Raw genomic sequence first — 17,056 nt, 5'->3', positions numbered from 1 at the left:
ATATCCCTTTAAAAAAGTTTTTTACCATAACCGCAACCAGACAACAGGTCAACCCCAATTCCGGCGTTTGCCGGAAAAATCCAAGTTCCGGCAAATGCACCGTGCGGTCTGTAAATGAAAAACATGCTTGATTTGCAGAAAACATGCGATTTTCAACAAGCCCTGATCAACTGGTATCAGGCAAATGGCAGGGATCTTCCCTGGCGCCGCACCAGTGATGCCTACCGCATCTGGGTCTCAGAGGTGATGCTGCAGCAGACCCGTGTGGACACGGCCATTAGCTATTATCACCGCTTTCTTGAAAATTTTCCGGCAATTGAAAACCTGGCTGCAGCCCCGCTCCAGCAGGTACTCAAGCGTTGGGAAGGCCTGGGATATTATGCCCGGGCCCGGAACCTGCACCGGGCGGCCGGGATTGTGGCTGCAGAGTATAACGGGAAGGTGCCTGATTCCCTTGAGGCCTTTACAGCCCTGCCCGGGGTAGGGCCATATATTGGTGCAGCCGTGTTGAGCATTGCCTTTGGCCGGCCCCTTGCGGTGGCGGACGGCAATGTCAAGCGGGTGCTTGCCAGGGTTTTTGCCGACTCCTCCCCGGTCAATGTCCCGTCCGCCCATAAAACCTATCAGTCCATGGCTTCAGATCTGCTGGATTGCCGGCGGCCCGGCACCTTTAACCAGGCGCTCATGGAGCTTGGCGCCCTGGTTTGCCGGCCCGGGAAGGCCCTTTGCCGAAATTGTCCGGTTTTATCCCATTGCCGGGCATATCGCCGCAAAGAAACGGATCTGTTTCCTGTGCGGCGCCAAACACGGCCTGTTCCTTTGCACCGGCTGGTTGCGGCCGTGATTCAAAAGGGACCGAAGGTTTTGATCGTATGCCGGCCGGAAAACGGTCTGCTCGGCGGTCTCTGGGAATTTCCCGGCGGGCGGCTCAGCGACGGGGAGTCGGCCATTGATGCCTGCCACCGCATTGTGGGCCAGACCGTGAATCTGCGGGTGCAAAACGTCTATGAATGGACGCAGGTCCGCCATGCCTACACCCATTTCCGGGTTGAAGCCCGGGTGGTGATCTGCGATTATGCCGCAGGGCGCATCCGGCCAAACGGACCGGCTGATTTTCAGTGGGCAGGGGTGCGCGCTTTGCAGAAACACCCGTTTACCGGCATGACGCGCAGGTTTCTGCCGGCCCTCATGGAAAAACGCCAGGCAGTTGAACCGGTTACAGGGGCCCTGAATTGAAGATCCGGCAAATTTCCCTTGAGCAATGTTTTGAGCAGATCCAGGCCGGCGACGTCCTGGTATGTGTCAACCGCCGTCTGGCCAGAAGCCTTTCCGGGCAATACGCCAGCTACCGCCAGGCCCGGGGGGACCGGGCATGGGAAAGTCCCGATATTCTGCCGTACGGGGCCTGGCTGGCCCGTTTGTATGCGGATCTGGCAGAAGATTTGTGGCACAAGCAGTCCGGTGATCTGCCGGGGCTTTTGTTGGATGAATTCCAGGAGCAGTTGATCTGGGAAAAAATCATCTCTGAGTCCGGGGCCGGCGCCGGGCTTCTCGATACCCGCGCAACCGCCCGGCGCGTGCAGGAGGCCTGGGCCCTGTGCCGTCAGTGGAAGGTTGCCACGGGCGAGGGACAACACTGGCAGGCCCCGGATCCGGCGGTTTTTGCCACATGGGCCCGGAGCTTTGAACACTTGTGCAAAGACGCCGGGTTCATGGATCGCGCCGGGTTGGCGGATTGTCTGGCAAAAGCGGCTGATGAGGGGAAGTTGACCAATGTTTCCGGCCTGATTCTGGCCGGGTTTGACGAGATCGCCCCTGCGGACCGGGACCTGTTTGAGGCCCTCTTTCGCCGCGGTATTCGGGTGGCGGCACTGGCTGCGGCCCAAAAACGCCCAGATGCCTGCCATGTGGGATTTGAAGACGATGTCGCCGAAATGCGGGCTGCGGCCATATGGGCCAGAAACCGGGTGGAGAGTGATCCGGACGCGCGCATCGGGGTGGTGTGCATGAATCTGGCTGAAGAAAGAAGCCGGGTGCTGCGCGTTTTTGAACAGGTGTTTTACCCGTCTGTGCCCGGTTTTGCCGATCCTGTCGAGCATCCGGTGTTCAACATTTCAGCGCCTCCCATGCTCGTGCAATACCCGGCGGCTGCAGCCGCGTGCGCAATCCTGGAGCTGGCACGGGAGCAGAAGGCTGATGTGGCCGCCTGGAGCAGGCTCCTGCAAAGTCCCTTTCTGGCAGGGAGCCAGAACGAATATCATTTCAGGGCCGTTGTGGATGCCGCCCTTCGGGAACAGGGTGATTTTGTGGTATCCGTCCCTCGTGTGGCATCCCTGGCCCGCTCGCTGGCGGGCTCCGAAGCCCTCCCTGTATTGAGTGATTTGCTGCAGGGTTTGCAGCAGCAGGCCCGGGATCTTGCAGAAAACAATGTCCCGGAGCAGTGGGCAAAAATCTTTGTTCAAATTTTGGATGCTGCGGGCTGGCCCGGCCAGCGAAGCCTGACAAGTGCGGAGTATCAGTCCGTGGCCGCATTCAGGCAGGCTTTGGAGCGGTTTGCAAAGCTGTATCCGGCAGCCAGGAGTCTAAGCTTTGCCCGGGCCCGGCAGATTTTTGTTTCCATGCTGCATCAGATTCCGTTTGCGCCCGAACAGCCCGAGGTGCCCGTACAGATCCTGGGACTGCTCGAGGCTGCGGGTCAGGAGTTTGCGTATTTGTGGATCATGGGCATGGATCATGAGGCCTGGCCGCCTTTGGCCCGGCCCAATGCCTTTATTCCCTCAGCAGTGTCCCGCGCCCTGGGTCTTCCCCATTGCAGCCCGGAGCGGGAACTGGTTCGGGCCCGGCAGATAACCGCCCGGCTGCTGGGCGGGGCAGACCGGGTGGTTTGCTCCTGGGCACAGAGCGACGGGGACAGCCCGCGCCTGCCAAGTCCCTTGATCGCCCATCTGCCCGAAGCCGGCCAACAGGAGTTTGAATCCGAGAACAAATTCGGTACATGGATCAGCCTGGCGGGCCCGGCTGAAATGGAAAAATTTTGGGATATCTCCGGCGCCCCGGTTCCCGCGGGTGCCGAGGTCTCCGGGGGTACCGGGATTTTCAGATCCCAGGCCGCCTGCCCGTTTCAGGCCTACGGCCGGTACCGCCTCGGCGCGCGGGGCCTGGAAATGCCGGCACCGGGCTTAAACGCCCGGGACCGCGGCAATCTGATCCATTCTGCCCTGGAGGGGCTGTGGCGCCGGATTGCAGATTCTCAGACCCTGGCGGATATGGATGAAGCCCGGTTTGCCGTCTACATCCAAGAGGCAGTAACCGGGGCCGTTGACAAAATGGCCGCGCACATGCCGGAAACCTTTACCCCCGGGTTTTGCCGGGTGGAGACCGACCGGCTGGCCGGCCTGCTGGCCGAGTGGATCAACCAGGAAAAAAACCGGACCCGGTTTTTTGTCCACGCCCTGGAAAACCGGATTCATGTGTCTGTCGGGGATATGTCCATCCGAACGTTTGCCGACCGCATTGACCGCCTGGAAGACGGCCGGCAAATCATCATTGATTACAAAACCGGCTCGCCCTCGGCCAATGACTGGTTTACAGACCGCATTGCCGAGCCCCAGCTGCCCCTCTACAGCCTGGCCATCGGCAGTGAAAAACTGGCCGGGGTGCTTTTTGCCCGGGTAAAAAAGGCAAAATGCGCCTATTTGGGCATTGTCGCCTCAGAGGGCCTTGTGGACGGCATCGGCTGTGTGGCAGACGACAACAAACTGGCGCCGGATGCCGGCAGCATGGCCGAAGTGCTAAGTGGCTGGGAGCAGGGACTTTTGGAACTGGCCAAAGAAATTGCCTCCGGCCATGCGCCTGTATCCCCGCAATCGGTGAACAAAACCTGCCGGTATTGCGATTTGCAGGGTCTTTGCCGGATACTGGAGGCTGGCCGGGAAAATCAGGCTGGCCCGGAAGGTGTGCAATGAACGATATTGCCGATAAACACCAGCGCCAGCGCGCCCTGGATCCGGAAACCGCCTTTATTGTCCAGGCCCCGGCAGGATCGGGCAAAACCGGGCTGCTCATCCAGCGGTACCTGAAACTGCTCTGCAGGGTCAATCACCCCGAGGAAATCCTGGCCATCACCTTTACCCGCAAGGCGGCAGCCGAGATGCGCAACCGGGTGCTCGGCGCCATAGACGGGGCGCAATCCGGGACCCGGCCCGAAAAGGAGCACGAGGCCGTCACATGGGAACTTGCCCGGGATGTCTGCCAGCGGGACGCGGATTTGAACTGGAAGATCCGGGAAGATCCTTCCAGGATGCGGATTATGACCATCGATGCCTTGTGCGCGGGCCTGACCCGCCAGATGCCGGTGCTTTCCGGATTCGGTGCGCCGGGCCGTATTGCAGATGACCCGACGGATCTCTATGTCCGGGCTGCCAGAAACACGGTGGCCGAACTGGAAGCAGCCGGGCCCGAAGCTGCAGCCATGGAGACCCTGGTGCGCCACCTGGACAACCGGCTGGATTTGGTGGAAAATCTCGTTGCCCTGATGCTGCCCCGCCGGGAGCAGTGGATGCGCCATGTGGCCGATATCCGGGATGCAGACGGCCTGCGCAAGATGCTGGAGGCGGCCATGGCAGATGTGATCAAAAACACCCTGGAGCAGATCCGGAGCCGGTTTCCGGTTTTCTGTATCATGGACCTGGCGGATTTGTGCGGGTTTGCCGCGCAAAACCTCGAACACGTGGACCCGGAGTCCCCTGTTTGTGTGGTTCGGGAGCTTTCCGGCCTGCCGGGTACGGACGGCGGCGATCTGCCTCTTTGGGAGGGCATTGCGCATCTGCTTTTGACCAAAGACGGCCAGTGGCGCAAGACCGTAAACAAGAGCACCGGGTTTCCGGCCCCGTCTTCGGTGCGCGATTCCGGGCAAAAGGCCTTTTTTGAAGGCAAGAAACGCCAGTTTAAAAACCTTGTGGCCGCCCTGGACACAGACCCTGAGCTGGCCGGGACCCTAGACGGCGTGCGCCGGCTGCCGGCGGCCGGCTACACTGACGGCCAGTGGCGGCTTCTCCAGGCGCTGTTTGTGATTTTAAAGCGGGCGGCCGGGCATCTGGCGGCCATTTTCGAACAAACCGGGCAGGTGGATTTCTCCGAAATCGCCATCCGGGCCAAGGCCGCCCTGGGCGATGCCCAGGAACCAACCGATCTTGCCCTGTCTCTGGATTACCGGATATCCCACATTCTCATGGACGAGTTCCAGGACACCTCCATTAGCCAGTTTGCCCTCATGCAACAGCTCACCGCCGGGTGGGTCCCGGGCGACGGCAGAAGCTTTTTTGCCGTGGGCGATCCCATGCAGTCCATCTACGGATTCCGGGAGGCAGAGGTGGGGCTGTTTTTAACCGCCTGGGAGCAGGGACTGGATGCCCACCTGCCCTTAGAGCCCCTGCTGCTGGAGACCAATTTTCGTTCCAGGCCCGGCATTGTCCGGTGGGTCAATGCCGCCTTTTCACAGGTCTTGCCGGAAATCGCTGATGCCGACTCCGGGGCCGTGCCCTACATGCCCGCTACTGCAGCGGCATCCGGGGGGCGGGAAGAGGCTGTGTTTGTCCATGCGGGTCTTTATGCAAAAGAAAATAAGGACGACGTGAATGTCCGGGAAGCAAGGGATGTGGTTTGCTGCGTGCAACAGGCCCTGGAGCAGGACAGCCGGGGAACGGTTGCCGTGCTGGTGCGCAGCCGCCCGCATCTGCAGGCCATTGTCCCGGAGCTGCGGGCTGCGGGATTGCGTTTTTCCGCAGTGGAAATCGATGCCCTGGGCAACCGGCCGGTGATCCGGGATCTGGTGTCTCTGACCCGGGCAATAAACCATCCGGCAGACCGCATTGCCTGGCTGTCTGTGCTGCGGGCGCCCTGGTGCGGGTTGACCCTGTTGGATCTGCACGCGATTGCCGGCGATGATTTCAAAACCCCGGTCCCGGAACTCATCCATGATCCGGACCGGGTGGCTGCTTTAAGCAATGACGGCCGCATCCGGCTCGAGCGCATCCGGCCGGTGCTGGCCGCGGCAGTGGAGCGCAGGGCAAGACAAAGCCTGCGGCAGCGGGTGGAAGGTGCATGGACGGCAATGGGCGGTCGGGCTGTCGCAGATCCGGCTGATTTGCCGGATGTGGACGTGTATCTCGATTACGTGGAGGCCCGGGCCGGTGCAGAGCCCCTCGCGGATATGGACGCTTTTGAACAGGGGGTCATGAAGCTGTTTGCCCAGCCTGACCCGGGCGCGGACACCCGGCTGCAGGTCATGACCATTCACAAGGCCAAGGGCCTGGAGTTTGATACGGTGGTTCTGCCCGGGCTGCACAAGGCCCCGCGCAGCCAGGATCCGGCCCTTTTGCTCTGGAAGGAGCGCGCAGGCGTGTCTTTTGAAAAGTCGCTTTTGATGGCTCCGATTTCCGGGGCTGGAGAGAACACGGATCCCACCTACCAGTATATCCAGGGCCTTGAACAGCAAAGAACAAACCATGAATCCGGCCGGCTTTTGTATGTGGCCGCCACCCGGGCCAAAAAGCGGCTTCACATTTTTGCCGCAGCGTTTCTCGACCGGCAGGGAAATCTCATGAGACCCGCTTCCCGCTCCCTGCTGGCAGTGCTCTGGCCGGCTGTTTCTGAAAAATTTGAACAGGCCGCAGCCCGAAAAAAATCCCCTTCAGCAGATGTGCCGGTAAAAGACCGGGAAACTTCCCATCCCTGCATTTACCGGCTGGCCGCCAACTGGCGCCCCCCTGCCCCGCCTGCGGACATATCCGTGAAAGTCCGGGGGGTTTTCCCGGATTTGCAGATACCGGATGTTTCAGGGGACGAATCGTTTTTGCCCCGATTTGACTGGGCCGGGATGACCGTGCGCCATGTGGGGTCTGTGGTGCACAGATGGCTGAAAAAAATTTGCGAGCAGGATCCGGAAAACTGGAGCGCTGCGAAAATTGCGGCACTCCGGCCGGCTTTGCAAAAACAGCTGGAATTTGAAGGAGTGGGGCAGGCAGAGATCAGCAAAGCCGTGACCCATGCGGAAACCGCACTGTGCAATGCCATTTCCCACGAAATCGGAAGATGGATTTTATCGGCCCATCATCGGGGTGCCTGCGAATACGGGATCAGTGGTTTTTACGGCCGGGAACTCATTCACAGCATTATTGACCGCACCTTTGTGGATGAAAGCGGCGTACGATGGATCATTGACTATAAAACCGGCACCCACAGCGGCGGCGGCATCGAGGCCTTTCTGGACCGCGAACAGCTGCGCTATCAGGCTCAGATGGCCCGGTATGCCGCCTTGATGCGCAAGATGGCGCCCGGCGGCCTTGTGCGCATAGGGCTGTATTTCCCCATGATTCCGGCCTGGCGCCATTGGGCGGATTTGCAGGAATAAAACAAACAGAGCAAGGAGGCCAAATGAAATCTTATCGCAAGGAATTGGTTTTTGATGTTCCCACCCGCCGCGCTTTTATCAATATCACACCCCGGGTGGAACAATGCCTGGCTGAAAGCGGAATCAAAGAAGGCATCGCGCTGGTCAATCCCATGCACATCACAGCCTCGGTATTTATCAATGATGATGAATTCGGGCTGCACCAGGACTATGACGAGTGGCTGGAGCGGCTGGCTCCCCATGAGCCGGTGTCCCAGTACCGGCACAATGTGGGCGAGGACAACGCTGATGCCCACATGAAACGCCAGGTCATGGGCCGGGAAGCCGTGGTGGCCGTAACAGACGGGCGGCTGGATTTTGGTACATGGGAGCGGATTTTCTACGGCGAGTTTGACGGGCGCCGCAAAAAACGGGTTCTGGTTAAAATCATCGGGGAATAACAAAGATGGCGCCGTAAAAAGCCCAATATCTGCGTTACGCGCGATTTCTCAGAATTTCACGTACGGATCAGTACGCTGCATTCTTCAAAATCGCGCAAGCCTTGATCTTGAACTGTTTACGGCGCCATCTGAAATCAGACTTCTTATAGGTAACATCAAAAAAGTTGCTGTTCGTGCCTGGTCCTATAATTTTCGCATGATGCCGACCCGGTGGCGGTTTGCTCCCTGCTGACCGCTTGCGCGCTCAATGCGACTCGCAAACCACCCCCGGGCCGGCATCATGGCCGGCTGTGTGCAAACTTTCACGCCAAGGGAGTCGGAAGCAACACATTTACGTCTTAAAAAGCGTTGTTTTCATGTCTGGTCCCGTTGACTGGCTTGGCAAGAACCCTTCCAAGGAAGCCCGGGGGCGGGGTCGGTTTGTGAAGCGACATTGAGCGTTTCCGGGATAAATTCAGCCAATGCCGGAGCGAGTAAAATTTCAAATTGCCCGGGGCTGGATGGAAGAAACCCGGAAACGGTCAGGAGCGAAAAAACCGGCGCCGGCCCCGGGGCTTCCTTCCTGTAAAAACAGCGGACGCGGGAAAACGCTTTTTACGGTGCCATCAACAAAAGGCCGGATCATTGGGGTTTATTTCAGCCTTGGGGCGATGATACGGTCCATGTGAACGGCCTGGTCGCGTTCGCTCCAGGCAAAATCGGCCAGGGAGGCGTTTTCGACCTCCCCCACTTCCCGGCGGATTTGTTCCACCTGGTCGATATGGCTGATAAAGACCGCCACCAGGTCCGGGTCAAGCTTGACCCCTTGTTCTGACCGGATGATTTCCACGGCCACTTCCAGAGGATAGGGGTCCTTGTAAGGGCGCCTGGAGGTAAGGGCGTCAAAAATATCGGCAATGCCCACGATGCGCCCGCTGATGGGAATTTCTTCTTTTTTCAGGCCCCTGGGATAGCCTGAGCCGTCCCATTTTTCGTGGTGGTTCAACGCGATTTCATGGGCCGTTTTCAGCACATCCGCCCTGGATTCGGCCAGGATGCTGGCCCCGATGGTGGTATGGGTCTTGATGGTTTCAAATTCATCCGCGGTCAGCCGCCCGGGCTTGAGCAGGATCTGGTCGGGAATGCCGATCTTGCCGATGTCATGCATGGGAGAGGCATACTGGATGAGTTTGACGGTCTCGTCTGTAAGGCCGATTTTTTCAGCCATCAGGGTGCAGTAGCCGCTCATGCGCACGATATGATCGCCGGTTTCCTCGTCCTTGTATTCCGCTGCACTGACCAGACGGTTGATCGTATCCAGGTAAGCGTACTGCAGTTCCTCATGCGCGTCTTCCACCTCGATTAAGGCATTTTTGAGTTCAACAGAGTATTTTTTCAGTTTTTTGACGGAATTCTGGAGCTCCGTATTGATCTGATCCCGTTCCACGAGCAGATAGCGCATACGCAGCACGCGTTTGAGCCGGATCGTCAGCTCCTTGAAGCTGATGGGCTTCTGGATGAAATCGCTTGCCCCGGCCGTGACAATGGATTCGTAATTATAGTCCTCGGTAAATCCGGTCATGACCATGACATCGCTGTCATAGGCGGCCTTGATTTTTTTCAGCAGATCCACTCCGTTCATTCCCGGCATGCGGATGTCAGTGAGCACAACATCGAAATGGTTTTCAGCCATAACTGAAAGGGCCTGTTCCCCGTTTGCGGCTGTGCGGCATGTGTAGCCGGCCTTGGACAGGGCCTGAAAAAGCATTTCCGTGATGGGCGTCTCATCATCGACCACCAGTACGGGGATCTCGGATGGTATTTTTACATTCTGCAGATTCATCAATTTATTGCTTTCCTGCTTTTTTTTGTCACTTTTGTTCTTTTACAGGTATTTGTTTGATGGAATCAAGAGTTTTTCGAATGACCCCGGCCATTTCCTGCCTGGCGATGGGCTTGAGCAAAACAGCCTGGATGTCGTCTTCCAGGGTGGTTTCCCGCGTGATCTTTTCACTGTACCCGGAACACAGGATAACCGGGACATGACTGCGGATCTGCCGGATTTTCCGTGCCAGCTCAATGCCGCTGATCTGCGGCATGCTCTGGTCGGTGATGACCAGGTCAAAACGATCAGGGTTGGCTTTAAAGGCATTAAACGCCTCTGGACTGTCAGAAAATGCAGTGACCTGGTAACCCAGTTTTTCCAGGGTCATTTGTTCGACTTCAAGAACCCGTTTTTCATCATCGACCAGCAAAATTCGTTCACTGCCTTCAGGCAGGGAAGTGCCGGGTTTCGGGTCGGGCTGCCGGTCCTGGCGGCTTTTGGCTGCGGGCAGGTAAACATGAAAGCGGCTTCCTTTCCCGGGCGTACTGTTTGTGATAATGATTCCCCCGGCGTTTTGGGCGATTCCGTAGCTCACTGACAGGCCCAGGCCGGTGCCTTTGTCCTGGGATTTGGTGGTAAAATAAGGATCGAAAATCTTTTCCATCACCTCGGCGGACATGCCGCATCCTGTGTCGGCTACGGTCATGCAGATATATGTGCCGGCTTCAAGCTGGGCATGGAATCCGGTGTTTTCAGCCGTGACCTGTACCCGCCTGAGATGGACTTCAAGTTTTCCGGTTGGCTGGTTTTCCATGGCATGATAGGCGTTGGTGCAAAGGTTCATGATCACCTGGTGGAACTGGGCCGGGTGAATGGTCACAGCACCTACATCCTGCGGGATGTCTGAGTGGATTTCAATGGATGCGGGGATGGTGTTGCGAAGCAGTTTCAGGGTTTCCTTGATGATGGGCTCAACCTGCACAGGTTCCGGGTCCTGCTCGGTGCTTTGGCGGCTGAAGGCCAGAATCTGGCGCACCAGCCCCTTGGCCCGGTCAGCAGCCTGGAGTACTTTTTCCAGATTTGCAGCAGCCGAGGTTTGCGAAGGGAGGTCCTGGAGGGCCAGTTCCGTATATCCGATGATGGGAAACAGCACATTGTTGAAATCATGGGCGATACCCCCGGCCAGGGTGCCGATGGATTCCATTTTCTGGGCCTGCTGAAGCCGCGCTTCGAGCTGCCGGGTTTTTCTCCGGGCCTGGATGCGTTCTGAAATATCCCGGGTGATTCCCCGAAAACCCGCGGGTTTTCCTTTATTGTCGTAGAGCAGGGAAACCGAGGCTTCCAGGTGCAGGATGCTGCCGTCTTTTCTGCGGGTTTTCCAGTTAAATGCCTTGACCGGATTTCCGGTTCGGTAGACGTAGTTGAAAGTTTCGAATACGGACTGGACATCTTCTTCGTCAATGATTTTTTTATAACTCTGACCCTTGAGCTCCTCCCATGTGCAATTGTGCATGCGGAGTATTGCTCGGTTTAACAGCCGGTAATGACCGGCCAGGTCCACTTCGTAATAACCGTCTTCAATGGTGTTTAAAATGGTCCGGTATTTTTTTTCGCTTTTTTTCAGGGCTTTGCGCGTTTTGTGCTGTTTGGTGACGTTCCTGGCAATGCCGCGCACGCCCGCAACCTTGCCTCCGTGTTTGTGGATCAGGGTACTGGTGTATTCCAGGATCAGGTCTTTTCCGTCCTTGTTGACCAGCCGCATGTAGCCATGGTCCTTTCCGTTTTTTCGGACCCGCTGGAGATATTCGTCCACCTCGGGGGTGTAGAAGTCGCGCACCAGGTTTTTGAGGTTCATCTGCTTTAACTCTGTGGCTGAATAGTCCGAATCCCGTCTTACGGCGCTGTTGAATTCAGAGAAATTGCCGGCAAGATCGTGGAAGAACACATAATCATTAAGATGGTTAAGGATGTCTTCCATTGACTGCTGCTGCCGGATGGCTTTGTCCGCGGTTTTTCGCTGCCGGTTGATTTCGGCTTTCATCTTTCGGATTCTGCTTTGCTGGCGCAGCAGAAGAATCAGAAAGCAGGCCAGCACAAAGACCAGCAGTGCTGCGCCCGCGCCAGCCCATCCGGCATAGCCGGTCTGGCAGAGCCATGTACCGGTTTGTGTGACAAAAGGGGTGGTTTCTGCTCTTGCAGCTGCAGGCAGAAAGCACGCAAGAAAACAGACCGGAAAAATCCGGCGGTCAAAATGCTTGATCATTGTGCGTATCCGAATTGGCGATTATGCAGGAGTGCCTTTTCTGTGCTCCATCCGTTTATCATATTTTACAGGTGCATAAAAGTGGAAAAAATCTATTTTTATTTTGAAATTTTTGGTGTTCCTTGATTTTGCCCCAAAGTATCGCTATGTTGCCTTTTCATGCCGCAGGCAGGCCGCTTTTTGGCGGTTTGCCCGGAAAAAGCGGCTTGCATGTTTTTTTTGGATACAACTCAACCATTGAATAATTGCCGTATGAGCACGAGTCAAGAAATCCGGAAACAAATCTTTCGGCTTCGGTCAAAAATGGATCGCGCCCTTCACTGTGACCGGCATGCCGTGGAGTGGGAAATCCGTCGTATCGAAAAGGGCACTGCCGGCAAAAAAAAGCCCAAAGATCCGGCAGAAATCCTTCAGCGCGCAGAAAAGCGAATTGATGCCTCCATTGCCGTGCGAAAACAGCGGATGGACAATCTTCCGGAGATATCCGCCAACCCGGATCTGCCTGTATGGGAAAAGCAGGATGAAATAACAGCGGCCATCGCCGCCCACCAGGTGGTGATCATATCCGGGGAGACCGGTTCGGGCAAAACCACCCAGCTGCCCAAGTTCTGCCTGCAGGCCGGCCGGGGTCTTGACGGACGCATCGGTTGCACCCAGCCCCGGCGCATTGCCGCGGTCACCGTGGCAGACCGCATCGCAGAAGAACTCGGCCAGCAGACCGGGGCCGGCGTTGGCTGCAAAATCCGGTTCTCCGACCGGGTCAGCGACCAGACTGTTATCAAGATGATGACCGACGGGGTTTTGCTCGCAGAGACCCAGGGGGACAAGTATTTAAATGAATATGACACCCTGATCGTGGACGAGGCCCATGAACGAAGCCTCAACATTGATTTTCTCCTGGGACTGCTTCGGGGTTTGGTCCGCACCCGTCCGGATTTGAAGGTGATTGTCACTTCTGCCACCATTGATACGGAAAAATTTTCCAAGGCCTTTGGTGATGCGCCCATAATTGAGGTTTCCGGCCGCATGTATCCGGTGGAGGTCCGCTGGATGCCCCCGGAGGAAACCGGCGCCGAGGCAGGGGACTATTCATACGTGGACGCGGCTGCCGCGGCCATGGACCGCATCGAAAGGGAGTCGGCCTTTGGTGATGTTTTGATTTTCATGCCCACCGAGCGCGATATCCGCGAGACATGCGAGGCCCTTGAGGGCAGGAAATATAAAAACGCCGTGATTCTTCCCCTGTATGCAAGGCTTGCCGCAGCCGATCAGGTAAGGGTCTTTCAGCCGGCCCGGGGAAGAAAAATCGTTGTGGCCACCAACGTGGCCGAAACCTCCATTACCATCCCGGGCATCAAGTATGTCATTGACACGGGCCTGGCCCGGGTCTCTTACTATCATCCCGGCACCCGCACCACCGCCCTTCCGGTTTCCCCGATATCGCAGAGCAGCGCAGACCAGCGCATGGGCAGATGCGGCCGGGTGCAAAACGGGGTCTGCATCAGGCTTTATTCCGAGCAGGACTACCTGTCCCGACCTGTTTACACCTTGCCCGAAATCCTGCGGGCCAACCTGGCAGAGGTGATTTTGCGGATGATTTCCCTGCGCCTGGGTGCGATCCGGGATTTTCCCTTTGTGGACGCACCGCCGCAGAAACAGATCAGAGACGGCTTTGATATCCTCGACGAACTCGGCGCGGTTGAAAAGCCGGGCAAGGGCAAAAAGAGGCCCGCCAAAATGCCCCGCCTGACCCAAAAGGGCCGGATCATGGCCAAAATGCCCCTGGATCCAAGGCTTTCGCGGATGCTTATCGAGGCGGACCAAAACCGGTGTCTGGGCCCGGTCACGGTGGTGGCCGCAGCCCTTTCCGTGATCGATCCCAGGGAGCGGCCCGAGGGCAAGGAGGCCCAGGCTGATCAGGCGCGGGCGGCTTTCGTGGATCGGGCCTCGGATTTTATCACCCTCTACAACCTGTTTTGCGCCTGTACCCAAAACAGTTCAACCATCCGGCCCAAGGTCCGGGCCGGCGAACTCAAGCGCTTCTGCCGGGACTATTATCTTTCATTTAAACGCATGCGCGAATGGTTTGATGTCTATGACCAGATGGTGGACCTGCTGGCCGAATCCGGGCTCGAAATTCATCCTCTGCCCGGTTCCGGGCCCGAAAACCAGGAAAAAAAGACTGGGGCCAAAAAGGGAAAACCGGATTTTTCCGATTTGTACACCGCGGTTCACAAGTCCGTGACCAGCGGGTTTTTGTCCAATATCGCCCGGCGCAGGGAAAAAAACCTTTACTGGGCCGCCCGGCAGCAGGAGGTGATGATTTTTCCGGGCTCAGGGCTGTTTAACAGGGCCGGTGAGTGGATCGTGGCCGCAGAGATCGTGGAAACTACCCGGAAATTTGCCAGAACCTGTGCCAATATCGATCCGGCCTGGCTCGAAGCCCTGGGCGGGGCCAGGTGCAAATACACCCATCTCAGCCCCAGGTGGGAGAAAAAGCGCGAGACCGTGGTGGCTGATGAGCAGGTCAGCCTCTACGGGCTGATCATTGTTTCTGCCAGGCCGGTGTTATACGGCAGAATCGATCCGGATGCGGCAGAAGAGATCTTTATCCGAAACGCCCTGATCGAGGGGGATGTGCAAACGGTTTTGCCCTTTATGACCCATAACTGGTCTTTGGCCGAGCAGATCCGGGACAGGGAAAACCGCATCCGCCGCCGGGAGTTGCTGGCCGGTGAGGCCGATATGATGGCATTTTACAAAGATCGGCTTTCAGGGGTTTATGACATGCGCACCCTGAAAAAAAAGATTCAGGATGCGGGTTCGGACGATTTTTTAAAAATGTCTGAACAGGATCTTATGGCCGCTGATGCAGACACAGACGAGCTGTCCCTGTACCCGGACCAGATCCGGCTGGGAGGGCAGCGGTTTTTTTGTGAATATGCGTTTAATCCAGGGGGTGATGATGACGGGGTCACCATCCGGGTGCCGGCCTCGGCCGCCGGCCGGCTGCCGAAACAAAGCACGGACTGGGTGGTGCCGGGCCTGCTGGAGGAAAAAATCACCGCCCTGATCCGCAACCTGCCCAAAAAATGGCGCAGGCAGCTGGTGCCGGTTTCTGAGACGGTTTCGCGGATCATGAGCGAGATGCCCATGTATCGCGATTCTCTTGCCGGCAGTCTGAGCCGGTTTATATATGATACATTTCATGTGGATATTCCGGCAAATGCATGGAGCGAGGCGGATCTGCCCGATCATCTCCGGCTCCGGTTTTCCCTTGTGGATCCGGAGGGAAAGGAACTGGTCGCCGGCCGGGACAGGTCTGTTTTGACCCGGGGGGCGGCAAAAGAGGGGCTTTCCGATGACCTGCAGGAGGAAAGGAAAAAATGGGAAAAACAGGGGATCACGGACTGGGATCTGCCGGATTTGCCGGAAACCGTTTCCGTGTCCGGGGCCGGCGGGCAGGCATGGCCCGTGTATCCGGCCCTGGTACCCGGGAGAAACGGGGCGGATCTGCGGCTGCTCGACAACCGTATCCAGGCCGAACAAACCCATAAAAACGGGGTGGCCTGCCTGTATGCCCATTATTTTGCCAAATCCTTCAAACACCTTCGTCGCAGCCTGAGCCTGCCGGCTTCGGCAAAACCCATGGCAGTGTATTTCGGGGGTGCTGACGCGGTTGCTGACCAGATGGTGCAAAGGGTTCAAACCGAGCTGTTTGCCGTCAATATCCGGACCCGGGCGCAATTTTACACCCACGGAGAGAAAAACATCAACCGGATAATGGAAAGGGGCATGGAGATTCAAAAGGCCGTACTCCGGGTGCTTGAGGCCCATCACAAAACCCGGCAGCAGACCCACGGCTTTGAAGCACGGTATTCCAAGGCCGGCCAGGCCCCCGGGCTTCTGGCCCAGATCCGCACCCGGATTTCGCAATTGGTGCCGGAAAATTTCATTGAACTCTATGATACAGAGACCATGGCCCATCTTCCAAGATACCTGGAGGCGTTGGGCCTAAGGGCCGAGCGGGGAATCAATGATCCGGACAAGGAAAAGGCAAAGGCTGCGCGCCTGGCCGGGGTTGAAAATTTTCTCACCGAGCTGATCCGGTCTTTGGATGAGTCGGCCTCCGCGGAAAAACGCCAACAGGTGGAATCCTTTTTCTGGATGATCCAGGAATTTGCGGTATCTTTGTTTGCCCAGGAATTAAAAACCGCAGTCCCGGTCTCAGAAAAGCGGCTAAAGCAGATGTATCAGGAAATCAGGAGAATGACCTAGGAACTGACCCCCGCAGACGGGTCCTGGATCAGGTTCCGGTACCAGGCGGCTTGTTTGCGTTTTCCCCGTTTTTCGCATCCCTGGGCATAAATCCGGCATTTTTCGGCAAGCGCGGCTGCCGCGGCCCGGTACTGCCCGGGGCTGAGCCGGCCTGAGGCCATGACATGGCAGATGGCGGCAATCCGGTAGCGGTCCAGCCCGGGCCGGGCCGACAGTTGATCGGCGTGGCCGCCCTGCTTGACGATCAAGGGCGTGGAAATCAGACCCACGGGTTCGGTGCAGGTGATTTTGAGCCACAGATCATAGTCCTCGCATGCGGGCAGGGCCTCGTTAAATCCCCCGTGCTGCTCAAACAGGGATCGGTGCAGCATGACCGCAGAGGGGCTGATCAGGCAGAGCCAAAGGCATGGCTTGAAAATATGGCCTTGCTGCTTTTGATGACGCCGGCCCGGGTTCACGCGTTTTTTTTTGCGGATCCAGTATTCTTCTGTCTGACAGATGCGCATCTGCGGGTTTGCGGCAAACCAGGCCATCTGCCGGGTCAGTTTTCCGGAAAGCCAGTAGTCATCCGAGTCCAGAAACGCGATCCATTCGGCTGCGGCCGCCCGCACACCCCGGTTTCGCGCGGCACTCACCCCGGCGTTTTCCTGGTGGATGACACAAATGCGCTCTTTATAGGCCGAAAGAATCCGGGCCGTGTCATCAGTTGAGCCGTCATCAACCACAATGAGCTCAAAGGGCGCATACTTTTGTGCCAGCACCGAGTCCACGGCATCGGCGATAAAGTCCTGTCGGTTGTAAACCGGTATGATCACTGAAACAAGGGGGTTTTGCATGCTGCCGGCCGCCATTGCCAATTA

At 57.4% G+C, this 17,056-nt stretch carries 8 protein-coding genes; 5 read left to right on the top strand and 3 right to left on the bottom strand.

What is annotated here, in order from left to right; genetic code table 11:
- Positions 1-114 precede the first annotated feature (114 nt).
- The 4 genes from mutY to HNR65_RS00855 are packed head-to-tail and all read left to right on the top strand — an operon-like array spanning position 115 to position 7,851.
- Positions 115-1,236, top strand: coding sequence for an A/G-specific adenine glycosylase (gene mutY / locus HNR65_RS00870; protein WP_220128240.1), 1,122 nt, complete (start codon positions 115-117; stop codon positions 1,234-1,236).
- A complete protein-coding gene (locus tag HNR65_RS00865) occupies positions 1,233-3,965 on the top strand; it encodes a PD-(D/E)XK nuclease family protein (protein ID WP_181549559.1) in 2,733 nt (910 codons plus the stop codon). Before mutY ends, HNR65_RS00865 begins: the two co-directional genes overlap by 4 nt.
- Positions 3,962-7,411: a UvrD-helicase domain-containing protein gene (locus HNR65_RS00860; RefSeq protein WP_181549558.1), complete on the top strand. Its 3,450-nt coding sequence runs from the start codon at positions 3,962-3,964 to the stop codon at positions 7,409-7,411. Before HNR65_RS00865 ends, HNR65_RS00860 begins: the two co-directional genes overlap by 4 nt.
- 23 nt (positions 7,412-7,434) lie before the next feature.
- Positions 7,435-7,851, top strand: coding sequence for a secondary thiamine-phosphate synthase enzyme YjbQ (locus HNR65_RS00855; RefSeq protein ID WP_181549557.1), 417 nt, complete (start codon positions 7,435-7,437; stop codon positions 7,849-7,851).
- A 631-nt stretch (positions 7,852-8,482) separates the two neighbouring features.
- Here the strand turns inward: HNR65_RS00855 and HNR65_RS00850 are convergent.
- Positions 8,483-9,673, bottom strand: a complete 1,191-nt coding sequence (locus HNR65_RS00850; protein ID WP_181549556.1) for an HD domain-containing phosphohydrolase — start codon at positions 9,671-9,673, stop codon at positions 8,483-8,485.
- Positions 9,674-9,701: 28 nt separating this feature from the next.
- A complete protein-coding gene (locus tag HNR65_RS00845) occupies positions 9,702-11,918 on the bottom strand; it encodes a hybrid sensor histidine kinase/response regulator (RefSeq protein ID WP_181549555.1) in 2,217 nt (738 codons plus the stop codon).
- A 303-nt stretch (positions 11,919-12,221) separates the two neighbouring features.
- Here HNR65_RS00845 and hrpA point away from each other — a divergent pair, with 303 nt between their 5' ends.
- The gene (hrpA, locus tag HNR65_RS00840; RefSeq protein ID WP_181549554.1) at positions 12,222-16,196 is read left to right on the top strand and encodes an ATP-dependent RNA helicase HrpA; all 3,975 of its coding nucleotides are present in this window, start codon (positions 12,222-12,224) and stop codon (positions 16,194-16,196) included.
- On the opposite strand, the gene HNR65_RS00835 is transcribed toward hrpA, so the two are convergent.
- Positions 16,193-17,032, bottom strand: a complete 840-nt coding sequence (locus HNR65_RS00835; RefSeq protein WP_181549553.1) for a glycosyltransferase family 2 protein — start codon at positions 17,030-17,032, stop codon at positions 16,193-16,195. The genes hrpA and HNR65_RS00835 overlap by 4 nt on opposite strands.
- Positions 17,033-17,056: the final 24 nt, after the last annotated feature.

Source organism: Desulfosalsimonas propionicica, from assembly GCF_013761005.1.
GTDB lineage: Bacteria > Desulfobacterota > Desulfobacteria > Desulfobacterales > Desulfosalsimonadaceae > Desulfosalsimonas > Desulfosalsimonas propionicica.
The sequence above is the reverse complement of the archived record's forward strand: the minus strand, read 5'-3'. Positions and strand labels throughout refer to the sequence as shown.